Raw genomic sequence first — 22,687 nt, forward strand, 5'->3', positions numbered from 1 at the left:
ATCGAATGCTAGCCAATGTGACAGAAGAGCACTAGCCAAAAATCCGGTGCCAGTAAAGGGATATAGGGATAATAAGTACTAACGCTGGCAGAAAATTGACAACCGCAAAGAGTTTAATCTGAGCAATCCTCAGCCCTACGGCAACCATAATAATGCCACCACAGGCGGAGAAATCGCCCATCGTGATATCGGTCATAAACGGCATAATCAGCTTAGCGGAGAAAAAGAGCAAAGCCTGAATAATCAACTGTGGGACAGCTATCGACATCACCGCGAAACCCAGCGTAATGGCGAAAATCAGTGCGGTAAACACATCCAGCGCCGACTTGATAATCAATAACTGATAGTCACCGGTCAACCCTTCTGTTAATGCACCAACTACCCCCGTACCACTGGCACAAAACAATACGATAAGTGCCGTAAAATTCTGTGTATAAACATCCTGTGGCAACCGGTGTTCAGGCGTAGGCAAAACACGGCTTAACATTCGTTGGATAAACACACCAAACTTTTGAACGCCATATTCCATACGCAGCAACTCACCAACGGCAACACCGATAACCGTTGCCAGCGCCACTGCGGGTAATTGCTGAACTTTTACGATCAGCGTAATTCCCATCGCAATAGACACCATGGCAAATGCCGGAGGCAAACCATCTTGTAAGCGTTGTGGAATAAAACGACGTAATGCAATACCCAAGCCGCCACCAATCAGGATAGCAGCACCATTAATCAAAGGACCAACCATAAAAATCTCCCTAACCACGGCAAAACATACGTTTCCGTAGCGACGACTCCACAACAACTATAGGTTTTGAAATATAAATGACCGGATGGGCTTTACGGCGCTATAGCGAGGGATTAAAAAACATAATATACCCCAAAGTGGAGGTGAAAGGAGAACATTAAAAAACGGCAACGGCAGTGCGGAGAGAGACGGATTCAAACAGAGATGGCTGCGAGACAAGTGACTCGGGGTATCATCCACACGCTACTTTTGCCAACGTTATTGGCGTGGGGTCCCAGCTTCCAGCCGGGACCCGATTATCAACCTGATGGATCTGTGCCGCGAGTTTTCTGCGGCTAATAAGAATGGTTGCTATGCCGACGTAACCAGATCAATTTATAGGCCGCAGGAATAATAAACAGCGATAGCAATGGCGCAGTGATCATACCGCCAATCATCGGTGCCGCAATACGACTCATCACTTCTGAGCCCGCGCCAGTTCCCCATAAAATGGGCAGAAGACCGGCAATAATGACAGCCACGGTCATCGCCTTTGGCCGCACCCGCAATACGGCACCGTGGTATAACGCGTCATCAAGCCTATCCGAGGTAAATGTATCCTTATTGGATAATGCAGGATCCGCTTCGATAGCATGACGCAGATACATCAACATCACGACACCGAACTCTGCGGCTACCCCCGCCAGCGCAATAAACCCTGTCCCCGTCGCGACAGACATATGAAACCCCTGCCAATACAAGAACCATATCCCCCCGATCAGCGCAAACGGCAGGCTCATCAGCAGCAAAAGCGCTTCATCAACGCGACGAAATGCCAGATAAAGCAGGATGAAGATGATCATCACCGTCATGGGAACCATCAACTTCAATTTTTTATTGGCATGCTCCAGCAATTCAAATTGTCCAGAGAAAGAGACGCTGATGCCGGGTCGAAACTTAACCTGCTCACCGATAGCAGTCTTCAGATCGTTGACAACAGAGACCATGTCACGGCCACGAGCGTCAATATAGATCCAACTGGCAGGACGCGCATTTTCGGTCTTCAGCATTGTCGGGCCGGAAACAACCTTCACCTCAGCCACATCACCCAGTGTAATTTGCTGCTTCATCGGTGTGAGTATCGGCAACTGCCTCAGCGCTTCTGGACCATCACGAAATCCCTGGGGGTAACGAATATTGATAGGATAACGCGCCACGCCTTCGACGGTTTCACCTACCATTGCCCCTCCGATAGCAGAAGAGACAAACAGTTGCACATCCCCCACCGTCATTCCATAACGTGAAGCTTTCTCCCGATGAATATCCACATCAATATAGCGCCCGCCCCCCAGACGCTCAGCCAACGCGGAAACAACGCCAGGAACCGTTTTAGCCACATTTTCAATTTGCTGGGCCGTTTCATCAATATCCGAGAGCACCGTGCCTGATACTTTTATACCGATCGGACTCTTAATCCCGGTGGATAGCATATCAATACGATTACGGATCGGCGGAACCCAGAGGTTAGCCAGCCCCGGCAAACGGACCGTTGTGTCTAATTCCTCAATAATCTTGTCCAACGTCATGCCCGGACGCCATTGATCTTCCGGCTTAAGCTGAATGGTGGTTTCCACCATCTCCAACGGAGCCGCGTCAGTTGCCGTTTCTGCTTTCCCCGTCTTACCAAATACCGATGAGACTTCGGGTACCGTTTTAATGAGTTTGTCCGTTATCTGCAAAAGTGCAGCGGCCTGCCCTGGCGAAACGCCCGGCAGCGTTGACGGCATATAGAGTAAATCGCCTTCATTCATTTTTGGCAGGAATTCCCCCCCGACTTTACTCAATGGCCATATCACGGTAAAAATCGATAACACCGCAACCACCAGCGTCAGTTTTGGCCAGTGAAGTACCCTGAGCAGCAAGGGGTGATAAATTCTGATCAAAAAACGGTTCAGTGGATTACTGGTTTCAGCCGGAATTTTCCCCCTAATCCAGAATCCCATGAGAATAGGGATCACCACAATAGCCAGTGCTGCCGCACCAGCCATAGCGTACGTTTTAGTAAAGGCGAGCGGACCAAATAGACGACCTTCCTGTCCTTCCAGCGTAAAAATCGGAATAAACGATAACGTAATAATCAGCAGACTGATAAACAATGCAGGACCCACTTCAACCGACGCATCCGTGATCACCTTCCAGCGCGTTTCATTGTTTATCTGCTCATCCGGATGGTTATGCTCCCACTCTTCCAGTCGCTTATGTGCATTCTCTATCATCACAATAGCGGCATCCACCATCGCCCCAACGGCAATCGCGATGCCTCCCAGTGACATGATATTGGCATTCAGTCCTTGAAAACGCATGACGATAAAAGCAATGCACAGGCCCAGCGGCAACGAGATGATCGCAACCAGCGCTGAGCGCACATGCCAGAGGAACAGCGCACAAACAATGGCGACGACAATAAACTCTTCCAATAATTTATCGCTAAGGTTATCAATCGCACGATCAATGAGCTGACTACGATCGTAAGTCGTGACCACCTCCACCCCTTCCGGCAGGCTGTTTTTCAGCGTTTCAAGCTTATCTTTCACCGCGGAAATGACTTCGCGGGCATTTTTACCTGAACGTAAGATCACCACGCCACCGGCCACCTCACCTTCACCATCCAGTTCTGCGATGCCACGCCGCATTTCCGGTCCGATCTGAACACGGGCTACGTCGCTCAGATAGACTGGAACGCCGTTTTCCCCCGTTTTAAGAACAATATGATTAAAATCATCAATGGTTTTGAGGTATCCGCTGGCGCGGACCATGTATTCTGCTTCTGCGATCTCTACCGAAGAGCCACCAGCCTCCTGATTGGAAGACTCAAGCGCCTGTTTAACCTCCTGAAGACCAACGCCGTACTGGGCCAGTTGCATCGGGTTAACCTGAATCTGATACTGTTTTACCACTCCGCCCACGGAGGCAACTTCCGCTACATCAGGAATGGTTTTCAATTCGAATTTTAAAAACCAGTCCTGAAGAGAACGTAGCTCCGCAAGATCATGCTTGCCACTGTGATCGACCAGCGCATACTCAAAAATCCAACCTACACCGGTGGCATCAGGGCCAATCTCTGAACTGACTCCGGCGGGTAATTTCCCTTGAACCTGATTGAGATATTCCAGTACGCGCGACCTTGCCCAGTACAAATCGGTGCCGTCTTCAAAAATCACATACACATAGGAATCACCAAACTGGGAAAAACCGCGTACCGTTTTTGCACCGGGTACAGAAAGCATGGTTGTCGTCAGAGGATAAGTTACCTGATTCTCAACAAGTTGCGGTGCCTGCCCTGGATAGCTGGTTTTAATAATCACTTGTACATCGGAGAGGTCAGGCAACGCATCAACGGGCGTATTGATGATCGTCCAGGTTCCCCAGACACTCAGGAACAAAACCCCCATCATCACCAGAAACCGGTTGGCGACCGAACGCCGGATAATCCATTCAATCATCGTCGTCTCCTCAGTGACCAGCATGTGCATTTGCAGAATGGTCAGCGTGCTCTGGCGTCGAACTTTCTGGCTTATCCGAATGGCGCATACGTTCCAAGGCACCCGAAATATTGGCTTCCGAGTCAATCAGGAAAAGGCCATTAACAACGATAGATTCCCCTTCACTCAACCCAGCCGCTACCCCCGTCTGTCGTGGCGACGCATGCGAGATTCGAATTGCTTTAGGAACAAAACGACCATCGTTGTCTACGGTAATAACGCGCTGTTCGTCACCGGTATCGATGACAGCCTGAGAGGGAATGAGCAACATTTCCTGGCTCTGAGTGCTGAGCTTGAGATAGGCATTCATGCCTGGTTTGAGTAATTCATCTTTATTATCTACCTGAAAACGAACCTGAAGCGTCCGGGTCGTCAGATCAACGCTGGGGAGAATACTCCATTTCTCAATATGGAAAGTCTTATCCGGGTAAGCCGGAACGGTGATATCAAACTGGGAAGAATCCTTAAGCAGAGCGGCAATAGACTCAGGGACTGCGGCACTCACCCAGACCGGATCCATTCCTTGAATCTGAGCCACAACATTATCCTTTGAAATGTTCATCCCGGTTCTCAAATCAAACGCGGTGATCACACCATCAATAGGTGCTTTAATCGTAAAGCGAGTCTGAATGGTACGAGCCGTGCGTAAGCGGAGGATATCCTCTTCCGACATGCCGGTAAGACGAAGCCGTTCAAGTACACCTTTAAGCTGTGTTGCCGAGCCGCCTGTTCCCTGCAACAAAAGATACTCACTCTGGGCTTCCACCCAGGCAGGAATGGTAATATCTACCAGAGGTGTTCCCTTTTTCACCTTATCTCCGATAGTCAGCGGATAAACTTTTTCAATAAATCCGTCCGACCGAGCCTGAACGATGGCAAACTGATATTCATTAAAATTGACATTGGCAGGGATAGTCTGAAAATACGTTAGGCGACCTTTACTCACCTTTTCTGTTTTAAGCCCCAGATTCTGAACCTGAGTTGGATCGATACGGATACCGTTGTTGTTCTCAGCGCCCCCTTCATCGGCGTACTTGGGCACAAGATCCATATCCATAAACGGCGACTTTCCTGGTTTATCGAACTTGGTATCAGGCTTCATCGGGTCATACCAAAACAGCACTTTCCGCTCCGATGGTTGGATCGCCGTTTTATCCGCTGAATTGAAATACTGGTAAGCACTAACAGATATAAGCCCTCCGATAACAAGGCTACTCACAGTCACTACAGCATATTTTAATTTTAAAGAAATCATTATTATTCCCGCTGAGTTTATAGCCTATCCCAGTAGGCGTGATTGATGAAGTATGACGGGTATATCTGCCATAACCGCGTTACGGCAGACAATACAATGACTCATCAGAAAATAAATCAAGGCTGAATGGTTGTTATTTCCTTAAGTAAGGAAATATTCCCCTGTTGCACAAACGAAAAATTTACATGATTGCCTATTTTCAAATCACTGATGCTGCTATTGAGTGTGGTGAAAGTAAACCGCATCGTCATTGCAGGCCAATTTATTGACGGAATAACACCGTGCTCGATAGTAATTTTCTTATTATCAAGATCGATACCTTTAATTATTCCGCTCGCACTGACAACCTGTTGCTGAGAGGGTGTTTCAGCGACAGATGCCATTTCGCCGTGGTGATGTTCATTTGCCTGAACTCCCGTCATTGCAAAAACGGAGATAAGACCAAACAAAAAAATGCTCATTGATTTATTCATATTAACTGCCCTTAATTTCTTAAAGTTAAAATAATTATTCTGCCCAACCACCGCCAAGTGAGGTAAATAGATTTATTTCATTTACCTGCTGAGCATATTTCAAATCAAGTATTGACTGCCGAGTAGAGAATAAAGAACGCTCAGCATCCAGCACTTCGATATAACTCACCGCACCATTAGCATAAAGCCCTCGAGCACGTTGCAGCGTTATTTGAAGAGAATTCAGATAACGTTGCTGCGCCGTAATCTGGCTGCGAAGGCTTTCCCTAAGCGAAAGTGCGTCAGCAACGTCTTTGAATGCTGTCTGGATTCGCTGCTCATAATTGACGATTGACTGTTGCTGACGAATTTCTGCCAGTGTCAAATTCGCCTTATTACGACCAGCATTAAAAATGGGTATATCTATTTTCGGAATGAAATTCCACATACCACTGGCGGCATTAAACAGGCTCGACAGTTCTGTGCTATTGCCTGAAAGCCCACCGGTCAGGGAGATCGAGGGAAAGAATGCGGCCCTTGCCGCACCAATATTGGCATCTGCTGCTCTCAACAAATATTCTGCTTCCATAATATCCGGTCGTTGTAACAAAATTTCAGATGACAGGTTCGGAGGCAATTTTACAGGGTTGAGATCATCCTCGGCGCTACCGTTATCATCCGGGAGTGCGTTGTAGGTTCCCAGAATAAGCTGAAGGGCATTGTTTGCCTGAGCTAACTCGCCTTCCCTCTTTGCAATTTCCGCCTGAGTGCTTTCTATCACACCTCGCGCCTGTTCCAGAGCAAGCACATTGGTGCTCCCCGTAATAAGCTGCTGCTCAACGAAAGCATATGACTGCTGATAATTCTGTAATGTCTCTCTGGCGATATTCAACTGCGCATCAGCCAGTCGCCGACTGAAATAATTTTTGGAAACATTTGAAACAAGAAGAATATGTACGGCGCGTCGAGCTTCCTCGCTAGCAAAGAAACTCTGCCGATCGGCTTCGCTCAAATTTTTTAGTTTACCGAAAAAATCCAATTCAAAACGCAGATCCAACCCCGCTTCATATTCTCTGGTTGTTGAACTTTCGCTTTTTAATCCACGTCGATAGGTACTCTCGGATGAAGCATTCAACTGAGGATACCTATCAGCATCGGTCACATTAAACTGCGCCCTGGCCTCCTGTACTTTTAGGGTCGCCATTCTCAGATCACGGTTATGAGTCAGAGCCTCACCAATCAGTCGCTTTACCTGAGGGTCAGTAAAAAATGTACGCCATCCCGTCTCCTGATAGCCAACGGTTGCGGGCACAAGAGCGTTACGGGACTGCGAAAATTGCTGTGGCACCGGAAGTTCTGGATGCGGAGATTCAGGCGTCAAGGAAACACATCCCGCCAGAATAAATGCCGTGCCGATGGTCAGCCGTTTTAATGTGAACATATCCATTCCTGCCCAGGAGACCTTAATAAAAGGGTTCAAATGCTTTCCGGAGATTTACTGTAGCTACCTTAGCGGACCAACTCTGTTTGGCGGGTGACAGGATAATGACAAAATTGTCATTTTCGATTTAAGTCGTTGATATCGTGTTTTGGCCCACTAGAATGACATCATGACTTGATGTGCCGGAGACCATATGAAAATACTAACTGTTGAAGATGAGGTGAAAACAGGTGAGTACCTAAGTAAAGGTCTCACGGAGGCTGGTTTCGTGGTAGACCTCACCAATAATGGTATGACCGGCTACCACCTCGCTATGACGGAAGAATATGACCTTATTATTCTGGATATCATGCTACCGGACGTTAACGGTTGGGATATTGTCCGTATGCTGCGTGCGGCAAATAAGGGAATGCCCATTTTGCTACTGACAGCACTCGGAACGATAGAACATCGGGTGAAAGGTTTGGAGCTCGGCGCTGATGATTATCTGGTGAAACCTTTTGCCTTCGCTGAACTTCTCGCACGCGTCAGAACGCTACTACGCCGAGGCGCGACCTTAATACCAGAAAGTCAGTTTCAGGTTGCTGACTTAACGCTGGATCTTGTATCCAGAAAAGTAAGTCGAGGGGGAGTCCGTATCACGCTGACAAGCAAAGAGTTTACCCTGCTCGAATTTTTCATTCGCCATCAAGATGAGGTTTTACCCCGCTCTCTCATCGCTTCACAGGTTTGGGATATGAATTTTGACAGCGATACCAATGCCATCGATGTCGCCGTTAAACGATTACGAGCCAAGATCGACAACGATTTTGAACCTAAATTGATCCAGACGGTACGTGGCGTAGGTTATGTCCTTGAGGTGCCGAATGGGGATTAACCGAATCCACCGCCCGTTCTCTTTGGCAACCCGACTCACTTTCTTCATCTGTGTTTCAACCATTATTGCACTCGTGGCTTTTACCTGGATTATGCTGCACTCGGTGGAAAAACATTTTGCAGATCAAGACATCAACGATCTCCAGCAAATCAGTGCCACATTAAGTAACATAATGGAAAATACGACAGAATCAGAACCACAAAAAATAAAACAATTTAGTAATGTTCTCGCCAGCTACCGAAATATCTCGGTATTGCTCCGTCATCCAGATAACCAGATACTCTATCATTCCCCTAATGGGCCGGATCTGACGTCCATTTTTAACACAGAAAATTTCAAACAATATCTTGATAGCAACAATATATTTCTCTGGTCAGGGGAAGCTTCTCCAGGTAAAACACATACTATTGAGGAAATGAAACACACTAGCTATCGAGTTATTGCGACGTCTATTTATCCCTCGAAAAATGAACAAGGTTCCCCTTATACATTGTTGGTAGCCCTTTCTATCGATTTTCATCTTCATTACATTGATGAGCTCAAAAGAAATCTGATTATGATCGCTTCCGCGATTAACCTGATGATTATTTTTATCGTGTTGATTGCTGTCCATAAAGGGCATCAGCCCTTACGAAATGTCAGCATGAAAATTAAAAATATTACGTCCGAAAATCTCGATGTCAGGCTTGAACCAGAACGAGTGCCAATTGAACTAGAGCAACTCGTCATTTCCTTTAATCATATGATCGAGCGCATCGAAGACGTATTTACGCGTCAGGCTAATTTCTCGGCAGATATCGCACATGAAATCAGAACCCCAATAACTAATCTTGTTACGCAAACTGAAATTGCGTTAAGCAAACATCGTTCAGAAAAAGAGCTGGAGGATGTCCTGTATTCTAATCTGGAAGAATATCGCAGGATGGCAAAAATGGTCAGCGATATGCTATTCCTTGCTCAAGCGGATAACAATCAACTTATCCTTGAGCGTTTACCGCTGGATCTGCAATCCGAAACGATCAAAGTGTTTGAATTTTTCGAAGCCTGGGCTGAAGAACAAGAAGTAGGGCTTAGATTTGAAGGTCACTCCTCCATTGTTGAAGGTGACCCCCTGATGCTCCGACGCGTTATCAATAACCTATTATCCAACGCGATTCGTTATACGCCTGCCGGACAGTTTGTTACCGTTCATCTGCATGAACAAGCAACACAGATTGAACTTACCGTTGAAAACCCGGGCTCCCCTATTCCGCAAGATCATTTGACCCATCTTTTCGATCGATTTTATCGTGTTGATCCCTCGAGGCAGAGAAAAAGTGAAGGGAGCGGCATCGGCCTTGCAATTGTAAAATCCATTGTAAATGCGCATCAGGGAAAAATACGTGTCGCTTCCGATACGATATCAACTCGTTTTACCATCTCACTTCCACGACCCAGTAACTAACACAGATACGGATCTGCAGCATGCAGATCCCATTTCAAATGCCAAGAGACAACGTCAATGCGACAATATTCTTAATATTGCAACCATTTGATTGTCATCACATTTACCTATTTTCAGCACATGACACACTTGTCATTGCCCCGTCACGCAGCTAACAGAACAACCTCTTTATAATCAATCACATCTTAAATAAACAACGCGAAAATAACGCATTTTGTTGCTCATTGCTCGGTTCGAGATCGTGTATCAAAAATCTTTCATAGCGGGCATGACCAGCACGCCACATTACCACGGCTAGTTAGAGGCCTTTAACTTAACTATAGGGGACATACCATGAAAAAATTTTTTATCGTCACGGCTATTGCCATGAGTTTTACTGCGCCTGTATTAGCAACCGATACAATGAGCTCAATCGGCAGAACCAATCACGTTCTTATACCAGCAAATCAAGTGCAGGCTTCCACTCAGGACTCGGCAATAACAGGGAAAAGTAAAAAAATGACAGAGATGGATCAACATCAAAGAGCAATGATTGCGCATGGAACGATGAACAATGGTACTTCTTACGCTCACGAACAAATATCGGAGCGGCATCAAAAGATGAGTGAAAATCAGGCTGCTAAAAACGTCATCGGTGAAAACATTCACCCACTCTCACCAACAAATGAGCATAAAAGAACCGAGATCCATGGATATACGATTATCGGTCACGTCTCTGTCCACGGTAAAGCGACCCCTGATGACGTTGTTGCAGGGCTGGCTGAAAAGGCACGAGATGCTGGTGCACCATTTTTTAAAGTGATATCAGTCAGAGGAAACAACCAACTGTTCGGCAATGCAGTGCTACTGCAATAATGGATACGCCCTGAGAGACGCTAACTTATTCAAGTCCCAGGGCAAAACGTTAGCGTATTGAACCACGCAGCAAAAATAAGGCTCATGGATGGGCCAAGGGACGAATATAGTCAACTTGAAGTATGACGGGGATATATCTAACTCGTGTTGAGCGCCTACGGTTAAACCCCAACGGTTAATCGATTCAGGAACCCCAAAGTCCGATCTCTCCTTCCCGCATCGTAGCAATGCCACAAGGCTATCCAGGAAAATAGTCATGCATTTCCACCAGAAGGACAAACAGAAGGCTTTGTCACGCCATTCTGGGGCCACCCTGCCGACTATTTGGCATCAACCTAACCCCTGAATACCAACTACCGAGGATTTTCCTCTCACATCGACCTGTTTACAAAGATGAGCGATTTATCGCGACGAGAACGGTGGCTGGCAGATCGCCAAAAAAGAGGAGAGGTCGTATGATTGTTGCGGTCTCGCTTCGCTCGGCTAGAATCTGAGCACAGGTTGTTCACCTACACGATACTTGGGATATATGAGTTAAAATGACTTTATTCGAGAAAGGAATTCTACTTCTGATTTGGTGGGTCGTGCAGGATTCGAACCTGCGACCAATTGATTAAAAGTCAACTGCTCTACCAACTGAGCTAACGACCCGCAATGCGGAATTTTTGAGAAATCCAATAACACTTCAAATTTAAATTGGTGGGTCGTGCAGGATTCGAACCTGCGACCAATTGATTAAAAGTCAACTGCTCTACCAACTGAGCTAACGACCCAATTTCTCCGCTGCCTTAACGTTTCACGCTTACCTTGGCAACGGCGGCATATATTACTAATTTAAATTTTCAGCGCAACCTATTTCCTATAAAAATAGTTCAACTGTCTATTCTTAAGGCATTCAGGCATAAAAATTGCTCGTTATGAGTAATTTTTATGCCTGATGATAACGATCATGATGCGGATAAGCGTTTCTGAGCCTGCTTTGCACTTTCCGTATTGGGATACGTCTTTACGACCTGCTGGTAAACGGCCTTGGCCTTATCCGTTTGCCCTTTTTCCTGCATGATCACCCCAACCTTAAATAACGCTTCCGCACTTTTAGGTGATTTGGGGTAATTTTTTACCACATTGGCAAAATAATAGGCCGCATCGTCTTTTTTGCCCTTATTGTAATTCAACTGCCCAAGCCAATAATTGGCATTAGGTTGATACGTTGAATCAGGGTATTTTTTGACGAAGGCCTGAAATGCGTTGATTGCCTGATCGTACTGTTTTTTCTCCAGTACCAGTGCAACAGCGGCATTGTAATCACTGTTCACATCACCCGTCGTCGCAGCAGGTGCCGCATTATTTGCGGCACCTGTATCAACGGAAGAAGTGTTACTTCCTGTCGTTGCTGTTGATGAAGAACTTAATCCATCAATCTGCTGATAGATCTGTTTCTGACGTTCAACAACTTGATTCAGTTGGTACTGACTTTCCTGAATCTGCCCACGCAAACTGTCAATGTCACGCTGCGTATCAGAGAGTTGTTGCTGAAGTTGAGTTAAAAGCTGACTGTGAGCGTTAGAAATACGCTCCAATTGCGTGACGCGGTCTTCGACCGAGCCCGAGCCGACATTACTGATTGGCGCTTGGGCAGTAGCGGCCCAAGGGACCGCTACGCCAACCAGTAACGACAGACCCAACAGGTGACGTCTGAAGTTACTGCTCATGCGATTCTCTTAATATACCAGAACGGCACGACGGTTTTTGGCATACGCCGCTTCGTCATGACCGAGAACAGCTGGTTTCTCTTTACCGTAAGAAACGATAGAGATCTGATCGGAAGAAACGCCTTTACCTTGCAGGTACATTTGTACCGCGTTGGCACGACGCTCGCCCAGTGCGATGTTGTATTCTGGCGTACCGCGTTCGTCCGCGTGACCTTCAATAGTCACTTTGTAAGACGGGTTGCTACGCAGGAATGCAGCGTGTGCGTCCAGCATCTGAGCAAATTCAGAGCTCACATCGTACTTATCCAGACCGAAGTAAACGATGTTATTACGCTGTAATTCTTGCATCTGCAAACGAGCTTGCTCAGAAGAAGACATGTTACCGCCGTCCATCATGCCGTTGTTACCAGCACCCATGGAAGATTGGTCATTGTCCGCATTCTTGTTGGAGCTACAAGCGGCCACTGCCAGTACCGGCAGAGCCAACATCAGGCCTTTCAGCACTTTATTGAATTGCATTTCTTATGTCCTTTGACGAGTTTATTGTACATATCTGTACTTATAGATACGGCGACCAGGCAGGGAATTTAACCTGTCCATCAGTAGCCGGAAGACGCGCTTTGAAACGCCCGTCAGTCGAAACCAGTTGCAGCACGGAACCCAAGCCCTGTTTAGAGCTATAGATAACCATGGTGCCATTCGGCGCGATACTTGGCGTTTCGTCCAGGAACGTGTCCGTTAATACTTGTACGGCTCCCGTTACCAGATCCTGCTTAGCAATGTGCTGAGCTCCACCATTAGAGCCAACCATTACCAGAAATTTACCATCGGCGCTCACTTCTGCATCCTGATTCTGGGAACCTTCCCAAGTCAGACGCTGTGGTGCACCGCCGTTGACATTCATTTTATAAACCTGAGGGCGTCCGGCCTGATCGGAAGTATAGGCCAGAGTCTGACTGTCTGGGAACCATGTCGGTTCTGTATTATTACTACGACCATCAGTAACCTGGCTAATTTGCCCTGAGCCCAGATTCATCACATACAAATTCAAGCTACCACTCTTAGATAACGCAAATGCCAATTTGCTGCCATCAGGAGAGAAAGAGGGTGCCCCATTATGACGCGGGAATGAAGCTACCTGACGAATGGCACCATTCGCCAGCGTTTGAATCACCAACGCCGAACGCCCGCTTTCGAAGGTAACATAAGCAAGCTTGCTGCCATCTGGAGACCAAGACGGAGACATCAACGGTTCTGGAGAACGGTGCACAACGAACTGGTTGTAACCATCGTAATCCGCAACACGCAGTTCATAAGGGAACTGACCACCATTCGTCTGCACAACATAAGCAATACGAGTGCGGAACGCCCCCTTGATACCACTCAGTTTTTCAAACACTTCATCACTAGCAGTATGCGCGGCATAACGTAACCATTGTCTGGTCACTTTGAACTGATTTTGCGCCAATACGCTACCGGGGTTACCAGAGGTATCAACCAGTTGATAAGAGACGACATAGCTACCATCTGCGCCTGGTTGAACCTGTCCAATGACGACAGCATCAATACCCAACGCGGTCCAGGCTGCCGGAGTGACTTCCGATGCCGTAGCAGGCTGCTGAGGCATGCGGTTGGCATCGATCGGATTAAATTTACCACTGTTGCGCAAATCAGCGCCGACGATACCGCCCACGTCTTCAGGCGCAGCTCCTGGCCCCGCCCATTTGAAAGGCACAACACCAATCGGACGCGCAGAGTCTACCCCTTGGGTAATCTCAATGCGTACTTCCGCGTGCGCCACCGCGGCAAACAGCATTAAAAATCCTAATGCAACTTTAAGTACCTGCTTCATTTCATCTCCCTTATCCAGACGCAGAGTCTGCGATAAATTAGCAGAATTTTAACAAAAACAAACCAATGTTAACAAAACACTATAACCTGGTTTGCTTACCATAGTAATAATCCTAAACCTATAGGGTAAACAGCCCAAGTTACTGCGGTTTAAAATCTATCGGCGCATTTTTGAAAGCCTCATAAACATCTGAACTTGGCGGCTTAGGAATTCTAGCCTGCTTAGCCGCAGCAATCGCAGCCTGACACAAGGCGGGATCGCCACCTTCAGCGTTCACATCGATCAACAGCCCATCGGGAGCCAGCTTAATACGTAAGGTACAGGTTCGGCCTTTATACAATTGCCAGTCGTAAAATTTACTCTGGATTGCCGAACGAACCTGACTACCGTAACTATCAAGCGCAGCACCTGATGCGCCACTCTTCTTGTTATTACCGGTTCCGGCAGGCGCACCTCCGCCCGATTTAGGCGCATTTTTTGATGACGCCAATCCACCCAGTAAATCATCAACCGCACTTTCCTGCTTAGCCGCTTCAGCCGCTGCTTTTTTCTTATCTTCTGCCGCTTTCTTAGCCGCTGCCGCTGCTTCCGCTTTCTTGGCTGCCTCAGCATCGGCTTTTTGTTTAGCGGCTTCCGCTGCTTTCTGTTGTTTTGCCTGTTCGGCTTCCTTCGCCGCCTCGGCTTTTGCCGCTTCTGCTGCTTTTTTCTTCGCGTCTTCGGCCGCTTTAGCCTTCGCGTCGTCTTCTGCCTGTTTCTTCGCTGCGGCTGCGGCGGCAGCTTGTTTCTTAGCTTCTTCTTCCGCTTTCTTCTTTGCGTCTGCCGCTGCCTTAGCCTGCTGCTCAGCTTCCGCTTTCGCCTTCGCAGCCGCTGCTTCAGCTTGCTTTTGCTGCTCCTTCGCTTGTTGAGCAGCAGCTTCGGCCTGCTTACGTTCCTGGGCTTGTTCCTGAGCCTGCTTTTTCGCCTCTTCCTGTGCTTGTAAGCGCTCTTTCTCCAGCTCTTTTAACCTTTGTTGCTCTGCCGCCTGCTTCTGTTGCAATTCTTCAGCCTGTTGCTCGGCCTGCTTCTTACGCAATTGTTCTGAGCGTTTAGCATCAGTCTGCTGTTGCTGTTGTCGGTTGTATTGCTCAACAACCGCGCTAGGGTCAACCATGACAGCGTCAATGGATGACCCGCCTCCTCCGCCTCCACTGGCATCCATCGTTTGAGTAAACGAGCTCCAGAGCAGCAAAGCAATCAATATGACATGCAAAACAGCCGAGATAATAACGGCACGTTTCAGCTTATCGTTTTGTTCGGTTGCCTTTAGCACAAGCGATTCCCAAAAACTGTATTGCCAGAAATATGTCTAACGCTCATTACGGTGATTCGCTCATTTAAATCGGTTGTGTCATCAAACCCACGGATTTGACCCCGGCCTGATGCAACAGATTCAACGCTTTAATAATCTCATCATAAGGAACATCTTTTGCGCCACCAATTAAAAACACCGTCTTGGGGTTGGCTGTTAAACGTGATTGCGCTTCAGCAACCACCTGCTCCGCAGGAAGTTGTTCCATTCGGTTTTGTTCGATCACCAAACTGTATTGTCCCACCCCTGAGACTTCAACAATCACAGGTGGATTATCATTGCTGGACACCGTTTTTGAATCCGTCGCATCGGGTAAATCGACTTCAACGCTTTGCGTAATAATGGGTGCCGTTGCCATGAAAATGAGCAATAACACCAACAACACATCCAACAACGGAACAATGTTAATCTCGGACTTAAGTTCGCGATGGCCTCTACGTGCTCGAGCCATGATTCCCCCTGATTATTTGCTGCTATCGCTGGAGAAAGCCTGGCGGTGCAGGATGGCAATGAACTCTTCCATAAAGTTGTCGTAGTTCTGTTCCAGTTTGTTTACCCGCTGGTTCAAGCGGTTATATGCCATCACTGCCGGGATAGCAGCAAACAAACCAATCGCCGTTGCAATCAACGCTTCAGCAATACCCGGAGCAACCATTTGCAAGGTAGCCTGTTTTACAGCACCCAGAGCGATAAATGCATGCATAATCCCCCAAACCGTACCAAACAGACCGATATAGGGGCTAATAGAGCCGACCGTACCTAAAAACGGAATGTGCGTTTCCAATGCTTCCAGTTCTCGGTTCATGGAAATACGCATCGCACGGGAAGCGCCTTCAACCACCGCTTCCGGCGCATGGCTATTGGCACGATGCAAACGGGCAAATTCTTTGAAACCTGAATAGAAGATTTGTTCCGTGCCCGTCAGGCTATCGCGGCGAGTTTGGCTTTCCTGATACAGACGAGACAGTTCAATACCTGACCAAAATTTATCTTCAAACGCTTCAGCATCGCGCGTTGCCGCATTCAGAATGCGAGTACGCTGAATGATAATCGCCCAAGAAGCGATGGAAAAACAGATTAAAATCAGCATGATTAGTTTGACCAGAAGGCTTGCCTTCAGGAACAAATCAAGAATGTTCATGTCAGTCACTGCTTAAACTCCGCGACAATAGACTTAGGAAGCGCAATTGGCTTCATTTGATGTGGATCGATACATGCGATCAAAACGTCAGCATGGCTCAATAAGGTACCATGTGAATTGAGAATGCGCTGTGCGAAAGTCAGAGAAGCACCACGTATCGAAACGATCTCGCTTTGCACTTCCAACATATCGTCAAGGCGCGCCGGGGCAAGATACTCCACCGTCATTCGACGAACAGCGAAAGCGACATGCTCACTCATTAAAGTGTGCTGATGAAAATTGCGCTCGCGCAACATCTCCGTTCTCGCCCTTTCATAAAAGGCGATATAACGCGCGTGGTAGACAACACCACCTGCATCAGTGTCTTCAAAGTAGACTCTAACTGGCCAGCGGAACAACGTATTACTCACTCTACATCCCGGTAATGCAATAAACATCGCTACTATACGCAAGAGAAATGAGGTTTGGAATGGATTGTCACTGAGGAAAGAAAATAGTTATGGGTTGCAAGCAACCCATAACTAAATGGAATAGACAGCTATTTTAGCTAAAGAAGTAATACAAACCTGCGCCCAAGATCACAAAGGCCGGAAGCGGTGCGAAAAACGCGCGCCAGCGAACCCGTTGAGGACGAAACCCCACACCGTGAACGACGCCAGCACACACCGCCCAAATCAGCAGAAAACCCTGCCATACTGCTAGTTCACTGGTACGGGCAGCAAAACGTGCTGGGTCCCAGAAAACACAACCGGCCATAAAAAGAGCCATGATTAGGGAAAGAGCCCTTAGCAGGCTCTTATCCATCAGGCGATAAAGCTTATCGACCAAATCACTCATTGAGTTTTATCTTCAGTCGCTTTACTTGCCTCGCTCTGTTCTAGCGCCAGGGCGGTGATAATCCCCAGAGAACAAGCAAGAAGCGTTCCGAGTATCCAGGCAAAATACCACATAAATTAAGCTCCTTACTTAGTACATAGAATGAGTGTTTTGCTCAATCTGTTCTTTGGTGATCCGTCCGAACATTTTGTAGTAACACCATGCAGTATAAGACAGCACGATGGGGACAAAAATGATCGCCACAACCGTCATCACTTTCAGCGTTAACAGGCTAGATGTCGCATCCCACATGGTAAGGCTGACATTTGGCACGGTTACCGAAGGCATAATGAACGGGAACATCGCAACACCCGCCGTCAGAATGACACAAGCAATGGTCAAGGAAGAGAACAAGAAAGCCCATGCACCCTTTTCCATTTTAGCCATCACAATAGTCAGTAAGGGTAACACCACGCCTAATAAAGGAATCGCCCACAAGATCGGGTGATTGCTGAAATTAATCAGCCAGGCTCCCGCCTGATGCGCAACTTCTTTATGCAGCGGATTAGATTCCGCCGCCGTATTCAAGGCAGAAGTCACTACATATCCATCAATACCGTAAACGACCCAAATACCGGCTAACGCAAACGTCACCATCATGGCCAACGCAGAAATCTGAGCCGCCGATCTAGCGCGAACGTGTAAGTCACCCGTTGTCCGCATCATCAGATAAGTAGCTCCCTGCGCAACAATCATGGTCAGGCTGACAATACCGGTCAGTAAACCAAACGGATTGAGAAGCTGGAAGAAGTTGCCGGTGTAATAGAGACGCAGGTATTCGTCAACATGGAACGGCACCCCTTGTAACAGGTTGCCGAACGCCACACCAATCACAACCGGTGGAACGAAGCTACCGATGAAAATGCCCCAGTCCCACATATTACGCCAGCGCGGATCTTCTATTTTCGAGCGATAGTCGAAGCCAACGGGACGGAAAAACAGTGATGCCAGAACCAGGATCATCGCGATATAAAAGCCGGAGAATGCCGCAGCGTAGACCATTGGCCAGGCCGCGAACAACGCCCCTCCGGCGGTGATCAACCACACCTGATTTCCATCCCAATGCGGAGCGATGCTGTTGATCATCACACGACGTTCGGTATCGCCGCGCCCCATTAAACGGACCAGCACCCCGACACCCATGTCAAAACCATCGGTGACAGCGAAACCAATCAGCAGGATGCCGATCAACAGCCACCAGATAAAACGTAAAACTTCATATTCAAACATAGTGGACTCCTGTTTACCGTGCTTCCTGCGCAACCGCTATGGGTTGTTCAAAGTGGTAACGCCCTGTTTTCAGGCTGCTTGGGCCAAGGCGAGCGTATTTGAACATCAGATACATTTCTGCGATCAGGAATAGCGTATACAGACCACAAATCAACGCCATAGAGAACAGAATGTCGCCAGCGGTCAGTGATGAAGTTGCCACCGCTGTCGGCAGTATCTCACCGATAGCCCAAGGCTGACGTCCATACTCGGCAACAAACCACCCCGCTTCAACAGCAATCCACGGCAATGGGATCCCGTATAGCGCTGCACGATGTAGCCATTTTTTCTGACCAATCTTGCCGCGCAGCACCGTCCAGAAAGACAAGCCGATAATCAACAGCATCAGGATGCCGCATGCCACCATGATACGGAAAGAGAAGTACAACGGCGCGACGCGTGGAATAGAATCTTTCGTTGCCTGCTGAATCTGGGCTTCTGTTGCGTCAGATACCTTCGGCGTATAACGCTTCAGCAGCATACCGTAGCCCAAATCCTGCTTGGATTGGTTAAACGCTTCTTTAACAGCAGGGTCAGTGCTACCCGCACGTAACTCTTCCAGCAGTTGATAGGCCTTCATGCCGTTACGAATACGCACCTGGTGCATTTCCATCAGCTCTTTCAGACCAGTAACTTGCTTATCAGTAGAACGCGTCACAATTAGCCCCAGAACATAAGGGATCTTGATGGCATAATCGTTTTTCATATTCTCCTGATTAGGTAAACCAATCAGGGTAAAGGAAGCGGGTGCAGGTTGCGTTTCCCACTCGGCTTCGATAGCGGCAAGCTTGGTTTTCTGCACATCGCCCATCTCATAGCCGGATTCATCACCCAGTACGATAACGGATAAGACAGAAGCAAGACCGAAACTGGCTGCAATTGCGAACGAACGCTTGGCAAAGGCAATGTCGCGGCCTTTCAGCAGATAGTAAGAACTGATACCCAGAATGAACATGGCACCAGTACAATACCCCGCAGCCACCGTGTGAACGAATTTCACCTGTGCGACCGGATTCAGCACTAAATCAGCAAAGCTCACCATTTCCATACGCATGGTTTCAAAATTGAAATCAGAGGCGATAGGGTTTTGCATCCAGCCATTCGCGACCAGGATCCACAACGCTGAAAAGTTTGAGCCCAACGCAACAAGCCAGGTGACCGCCATGTGTTGAACTTTTCCTAAACGGTCCCAGCCGAAAAAGAACAAGCCAACAAATGTGGATTCAAGGAAGAATGCCATCAAACCTTCAATGGCCAGAGGCGCCCCAAAAATATCCCCAACATAATGCGAGAAATATGACCAGTTAGTACCAAATTGGAACTCCATGGTCAGACCGGTAGCAACCCCCAGAGCAAAGTTAATCGCAAATAACTTGCCCCAGAACTTGGTCATATCTTTATAGATTTGTTTACCAGACAGCACATACACCGTTTCCATAATCGCCAACAGAAACGCCATCCCCAGCGTTAATGGTACGAATAGAAAATGGTACATTGCAGTTAAGGCAAACTGTAAGCGTGACAGTTCGACTATATCAAACATCTTGACTCCTTGCTCCTCGCAGGAAGATTTTAGCTTGCAGAAACTGACAAGCCGCTAAAAACCCGGCAGTAAACACCCAAAAAAGAACACAACAGAAAATTGCCTTCGCATAGGCTTACACTGTCGAAAATAAATCAGCGAATCCAACAGTAAGCCCAAAAAAAGATCATAAATATTACAAATATCCTACCCTAGAAGGGGTAACGGTATATTACGCCTGTAATCCCCTACAATAAATAGGTTTTTACGTGACACAGATTGGGTTTTTGGTTTCAAATCAACTTTCCCAATTTAGATGCCATATGCGCATAATTGATCTGCCGCAATTTAATCTTATTTCTCTAAATATATCCAGATGAACTTTTTGATCTAAAACAATTTAATGTTTTTTAGTAATTAAAACGTTGCATTAATTTCCCCATTAGATCAATTGTTAATGTAATGTGATTTTTAGGTTTAATTAAAACCAATAAAAAAATATATTCTTTACTTTCCATTATCGATTAATACCCAAAAAAGTGGGGATCTGAAAAATTTCCACTGTGGTTATAAATTATGTCGTTATAAATTAGCGGGGTGATATGTTCATCAGAATTCAAACGACTAGCGCTACTCATCCCTGACAAAGGCACCACTCCAATCCGCATCTACATCAGCGTCTGACAGATTTGTCAGTCACCCGAAACTACCCGAGTAAATTTATCGAAAGAGGGTCTCTTAACGCATGAAGAGGCACATAATGTGCCTCTCTGAGAACCAACGCGATATATTGTCTAAACGCGGTAACGATTATTCCTGCGACCTAAAAAATAAGTAAATAAACTCATTGAGTTACATCTTACTTTTCACACGTTCTATTGCCTTATCGTAAACCACGTTACTTTTCTGACTTTTTGCGAATTCATAATGCTGAAGTGCATCGTTGAGCTGACCAGCATTTTCGTAGATTCTTGCAATGTTGTAATACGAACTGGCACGAATAGTTTCAGCCTTGCTACCACTTGCCAATGCAATCGCTTTACGATTGGCCCAAATTGCCTCAGCGATATTCCCCTGCTTGTGATAAGCCAGACCCAGATTGCTATATGCCTGACCAAACGCACTATCCTCTTCGATCGCGGCAAGAAATAGCGCGGTGGCCTGCGCAAGATCACCGCGACCATAGGCTGCCTCACCATCACGATTAAGATTTTTTGCTAACTCGGTATTTCTCGTAGCGGGAACGTCTGCATGGAGGGCTGCCTGCGCCGAATTAAGCACTGTCGGTAGCGAATCAACACCGCCAGTCACTTCGCCGAAATTAGCCGCAGTAACAGTATTAATGTCCTCAAAATCTCCGTTAGGGTTAAGCCGGAAAACGGTCCAGATATTTCCTTGCTTATTCAGCGGAACAGAATAGGTTCGTACCTGCGAGCTCCCTACATAGACAAACACCTTTGCATCACTTGAGGAAAGAGCCAATGACTGAGTGATATCACTATTCGAATAGTCTTGCACCGCATACACATAACTTTCACCTAAATGCTTTTTATCAATGGTGATCGTTTCCGGGCCAAAGCTATCGGTATCATCAACATCCAGATTCGCATCACGACCATTTTTTCTGGCGAAATAAATATGATTCTTCGAGTAAATAAGATGAGAATCCAAATCGGATGGTGTTTTACCCCAGGTTAATACAATTCGCATGCCATCCAGGTTTTTCATTACTGGGCTAACGGCATAAGTCATGCCATTACACGGACATTTCACCACCAGATCAGAGTAACCTGCTTTTTTTATGATCAACAGGCTGTCATTATCGTCCTCGAATGTTGAGTTAAGTGCCACTCGACCAGCAATATCAGAGCGAGCGATGACGGACTGCGCCCCATTTTTTTGCAGAATAACTTCTGCATCATCAATTTTTTTATCTTTAACTGTTGCACTTAGCACTTCGAGATTAATAGGTTGTGCGCTAGCCGCACAGGTAAATGCAGATAATACCAGTATCAGCGCTTTTATATTTCCTTTCACACAACCCTCTCTTAAAGTCAATTAATTACACCTATTTACATTCACCCAATGGGATAATTTCCATTCTATAAATTACTAGCCAACATGTTTAACTGTGTGAATTATCCAGTAAAATGATATCAAAGTCATGCGTCACTTAATTACGCCGTTTACTCAGATAAGCTCGCTTAAAAAAAAGCCACCCGAAGGTGGCTAGAGTATTTAAGCGAATAATTAATTAACGCGCTATACCCGTCATACTTCAAGCTGCTTGTGCGTTGGCTGCCCTTACTCACCCCAGTCACTTACCTAAGTAAGCTCCTGGGGATTCGTTCGGTTGCCGCCTTCACGCAACTTG

At 46.9% G+C, this 22,687-nt stretch carries 20 protein-coding genes and 2 tRNA genes; 3 read left to right on the forward strand and 19 right to left on the reverse strand.

The window, feature by feature from the left end:
* Window positions 1–31: 31 nt before the first annotated feature.
* From ACKPVM_RS01015 to ACKPVM_RS01035, 5 genes are all read right to left on the reverse strand, one after another.
* Window positions 32–748 carry a DUF554 domain-containing protein gene (locus ACKPVM_RS01015; protein ID WP_409306292.1) on the reverse strand — a complete coding sequence of 239 codons (717 nt, stop codon included), beginning with the start codon at window positions 746–748 and terminating at the stop codon, window positions 32–34.
* A 335-nt stretch (window positions 749–1,083) separates the two neighbouring features.
* Window positions 1,084–4,230 carry a CusA/CzcA family heavy metal efflux RND transporter gene (locus ACKPVM_RS01020; protein WP_409306293.1) on the reverse strand — a complete coding sequence of 1,049 codons (3,147 nt, stop codon included), beginning with the start codon at window positions 4,228–4,230 and terminating at the stop codon, window positions 1,084–1,086.
* Window positions 4,231–4,240: 10 nt separating this feature from the next.
* The gene (locus ACKPVM_RS01025; RefSeq protein ID WP_409306294.1) at window positions 4,241–5,524 is read right to left on the reverse strand and encodes an efflux RND transporter periplasmic adaptor subunit; all 1,284 of its coding nucleotides are present in this window, start codon (window positions 5,522–5,524) and stop codon (window positions 4,241–4,243) included.
* 116 nt (window positions 5,525–5,640) lie between these two features.
* Window positions 5,641–5,997 carry a cation efflux system protein CusF gene (cusF, locus tag ACKPVM_RS01030; protein WP_409306295.1) on the reverse strand — a complete coding sequence of 119 codons (357 nt, stop codon included), beginning with the start codon at window positions 5,995–5,997 and terminating at the stop codon, window positions 5,641–5,643.
* Between the two features lie 34 nt (window positions 5,998–6,031).
* The gene (locus ACKPVM_RS01035; protein ID WP_409306296.1) at window positions 6,032–7,417 is read right to left on the reverse strand and encodes an efflux transporter outer membrane subunit; all 1,386 of its coding nucleotides are present in this window, start codon (window positions 7,415–7,417) and stop codon (window positions 6,032–6,034) included.
* Between the two features lie 193 nt (window positions 7,418–7,610).
* On the opposite strand from ACKPVM_RS01035, the gene ACKPVM_RS01040 reads away from it, so the two are divergent.
* From ACKPVM_RS01040 to ACKPVM_RS01050, 3 genes are all read left to right on the forward strand, one after another.
* On the forward strand, window positions 7,611–8,294 hold the full coding sequence (locus ACKPVM_RS01040) for a copper/silver response regulator transcription factor (protein WP_409306297.1): 684 nt from the start codon (window positions 7,611–7,613) through the stop codon (window positions 8,292–8,294).
* Window positions 8,284–9,738, forward strand: coding sequence for a Cu(+)/Ag(+) sensor histidine kinase (locus tag ACKPVM_RS01045; protein WP_409306298.1), 1,455 nt, complete (start codon window positions 8,284–8,286; stop codon window positions 9,736–9,738). The genes ACKPVM_RS01040 and ACKPVM_RS01045 overlap by 11 nt, the downstream gene beginning before the upstream one ends.
* Before the next feature lie 333 nt (window positions 9,739–10,071).
* A complete protein-coding gene (locus ACKPVM_RS01050) occupies window positions 10,072–10,593 on the forward strand; it encodes a YdgH/BhsA/McbA family protein (protein WP_409306299.1) in 522 nt (173 codons plus the stop codon).
* A gap of 575 nt (window positions 10,594–11,168) precedes the next feature.
* On the opposite strand, the gene ACKPVM_RS01055 is transcribed toward ACKPVM_RS01050, so the two are convergent.
* The 14 genes from ACKPVM_RS01055 to ACKPVM_RS01120 form a co-directional block, all read right to left on the reverse strand.
* Window positions 11,169–11,244, reverse strand: a tRNA-Lys gene (locus ACKPVM_RS01055).
* A gap of 46 nt (window positions 11,245–11,290) precedes the next feature.
* Window positions 11,291–11,366: transfer RNA gene (locus ACKPVM_RS01060), tRNA-Lys, on the reverse strand.
* 174 nt (window positions 11,367–11,540) lie between these two features.
* The gene (gene cpoB, locus ACKPVM_RS01065; RefSeq protein WP_409306300.1) at window positions 11,541–12,305 is read right to left on the reverse strand and encodes a cell division protein CpoB; all 765 of its coding nucleotides are present in this window, start codon (window positions 12,303–12,305) and stop codon (window positions 11,541–11,543) included.
* A 9-nt stretch (window positions 12,306–12,314) separates the two neighbouring features.
* Window positions 12,315–12,824, reverse strand: coding sequence for a peptidoglycan-associated lipoprotein Pal (pal, locus tag ACKPVM_RS01070; protein WP_010299226.1), 510 nt, complete (start codon window positions 12,822–12,824; stop codon window positions 12,315–12,317).
* Between the two features lie 40 nt (window positions 12,825–12,864).
* Window positions 12,865–14,157 (reverse strand): Tol-Pal system beta propeller repeat protein TolB, encoded by a 1,293-nt coding sequence (tolB, locus tag ACKPVM_RS01075; protein ID WP_409306301.1) that lies wholly within the window; start codon window positions 14,155–14,157, stop codon window positions 12,865–12,867.
* A gap of 139 nt (window positions 14,158–14,296) precedes the next feature.
* A complete protein-coding gene (gene tolA / locus ACKPVM_RS01080) occupies window positions 14,297–15,466 on the reverse strand; it encodes a cell envelope integrity protein TolA (RefSeq protein WP_409306302.1) in 1,170 nt (389 codons plus the stop codon).
* A gap of 64 nt (window positions 15,467–15,530) precedes the next feature.
* Window positions 15,531–15,956, reverse strand: coding sequence for a colicin uptake protein TolR (gene tolR, locus ACKPVM_RS01085; protein ID WP_409306303.1), 426 nt, complete (start codon window positions 15,954–15,956; stop codon window positions 15,531–15,533).
* A gap of 12 nt (window positions 15,957–15,968) precedes the next feature.
* The gene (gene tolQ / locus ACKPVM_RS01090; RefSeq protein ID WP_113864624.1) at window positions 15,969–16,655 is read right to left on the reverse strand and encodes a Tol-Pal system protein TolQ; all 687 of its coding nucleotides are present in this window, start codon (window positions 16,653–16,655) and stop codon (window positions 15,969–15,971) included.
* Window positions 16,652–17,056 carry a tol-pal system-associated acyl-CoA thioesterase gene (ybgC, locus tag ACKPVM_RS01095; RefSeq protein ID WP_409306304.1) on the reverse strand — a complete coding sequence of 135 codons (405 nt, stop codon included), beginning with the start codon at window positions 17,054–17,056 and terminating at the stop codon, window positions 16,652–16,654. Before ybgC ends, tolQ begins: the two co-directional genes overlap by 4 nt.
* A 133-nt stretch (window positions 17,057–17,189) precedes the next feature.
* Window positions 17,190–17,483, reverse strand: a complete 294-nt coding sequence (ybgE, locus tag ACKPVM_RS01100) for a cyd operon protein YbgE (protein WP_409306305.1) — start codon at window positions 17,481–17,483, stop codon at window positions 17,190–17,192.
* Complete coding sequence (gene cydX, locus ACKPVM_RS01105; protein WP_409306306.1) at window positions 17,480–17,596, reverse strand: cytochrome bd-I oxidase subunit CydX; 117 nt, start codon at window positions 17,594–17,596, stop codon at window positions 17,480–17,482. The genes ybgE and cydX overlap by 4 nt, the downstream gene beginning before the upstream one ends.
* 16 nt (window positions 17,597–17,612) lie before the next feature.
* Entirely contained in the window at window positions 17,613–18,752 is a 1,140-nt protein-coding gene (cydB, locus tag ACKPVM_RS01110) for a cytochrome d ubiquinol oxidase subunit II (protein WP_409306307.1), read from the reverse strand.
* A gap of 13 nt (window positions 18,753–18,765) precedes the next feature.
* Window positions 18,766–20,334 (reverse strand): cytochrome ubiquinol oxidase subunit I, encoded by a 1,569-nt coding sequence (gene cydA / locus ACKPVM_RS01115; protein WP_409306308.1) that lies wholly within the window; start codon window positions 20,332–20,334, stop codon window positions 18,766–18,768.
* Window positions 20,335–21,165: 831 nt separating this feature from the next.
* Entirely contained in the window at window positions 21,166–22,350 is a 1,185-nt protein-coding gene (locus ACKPVM_RS01120; protein WP_409306309.1) for a YfaP family protein, read from the reverse strand.
* Window positions 22,351–22,687: the final 337 nt, after the last annotated feature.

The organism is Pectobacterium hainanensis (genome assembly GCF_046237015.1).
Classification (GTDB): domain Bacteria; phylum Pseudomonadota; class Gammaproteobacteria; order Enterobacterales; family Enterobacteriaceae; genus JBJYIN01.

Bases quoted from the DNA above. Each gene is read 5' to 3' on its own strand.
- cydX (WP_409306306.1), bottom strand. From the start codon at position 17,596: ATGTGGTATTTTGCCTGGATACTCGGAACGCTTCTTGCTTGTTCTCTG.
- pal (WP_010299226.1), bottom strand. From the start codon at position 12,824: ATGCAATTCAATAAAGTGCTGAAAGGCCTGATGTTGGCTCTGCCGGTA.
- ACKPVM_RS01015 (WP_409306292.1), bottom strand. From the start codon at position 748: ATGGTTGGTCCTTTGATTAATGGTGCTGCTATCCTGATTGGTGGCGGC.
- cydA (WP_409306308.1), bottom strand. From the start codon at position 20,334: ATGTTTGATATAGTCGAACTGTCACGCTTACAGTTTGCCTTAACTGCA.
- ACKPVM_RS01040 (WP_409306297.1), top strand. From the start codon at position 7,611: ATGAAAATACTAACTGTTGAAGATGAGGTGAAAACAGGTGAGTACCTA.
- ACKPVM_RS01045 (WP_409306298.1), top strand. From the start codon at position 8,284: ATGGGGATTAACCGAATCCACCGCCCGTTCTCTTTGGCAACCCGACTC.
- cydB (WP_409306307.1), bottom strand. From the start codon at position 18,752: ATGTTTGAATATGAAGTTTTACGTTTTATCTGGTGGCTGTTGATCGGC.
- ybgE (WP_409306305.1), bottom strand. From the start codon at position 17,483: ATGAGTGATTTGGTCGATAAGCTTTATCGCCTGATGGATAAGAGCCTG.
- cusF (WP_409306295.1), bottom strand. From the start codon at position 5,997: ATGAATAAATCAATGAGCATTTTTTTGTTTGGTCTTATCTCCGTTTTT.
- cpoB (WP_409306300.1), bottom strand. From the start codon at position 12,305: ATGAGCAGTAACTTCAGACGTCACCTGTTGGGTCTGTCGTTACTGGTT.
- tolB (WP_409306301.1), bottom strand. From the start codon at position 14,157: ATGAAGCAGGTACTTAAAGTTGCATTAGGATTTTTAATGCTGTTTGCC.
- ACKPVM_RS01020 (WP_409306293.1), bottom strand. From the start codon at position 4,230: ATGATTGAATGGATTATCCGGCGTTCGGTCGCCAACCGGTTTCTGGTG.
- ACKPVM_RS01035 (WP_409306296.1), bottom strand. From the start codon at position 7,417: ATGTTCACATTAAAACGGCTGACCATCGGCACGGCATTTATTCTGGCG.
- ACKPVM_RS01050 (WP_409306299.1), top strand. From the start codon at position 10,072: ATGAAAAAATTTTTTATCGTCACGGCTATTGCCATGAGTTTTACTGCG.
- tolR (WP_409306303.1), bottom strand. From the start codon at position 15,956: ATGGCTCGAGCACGTAGAGGCCATCGCGAACTTAAGTCCGAGATTAAC.
- ACKPVM_RS01025 (WP_409306294.1), bottom strand. From the start codon at position 5,524: ATGATTTCTTTAAAATTAAAATATGCTGTAGTGACTGTGAGTAGCCTT.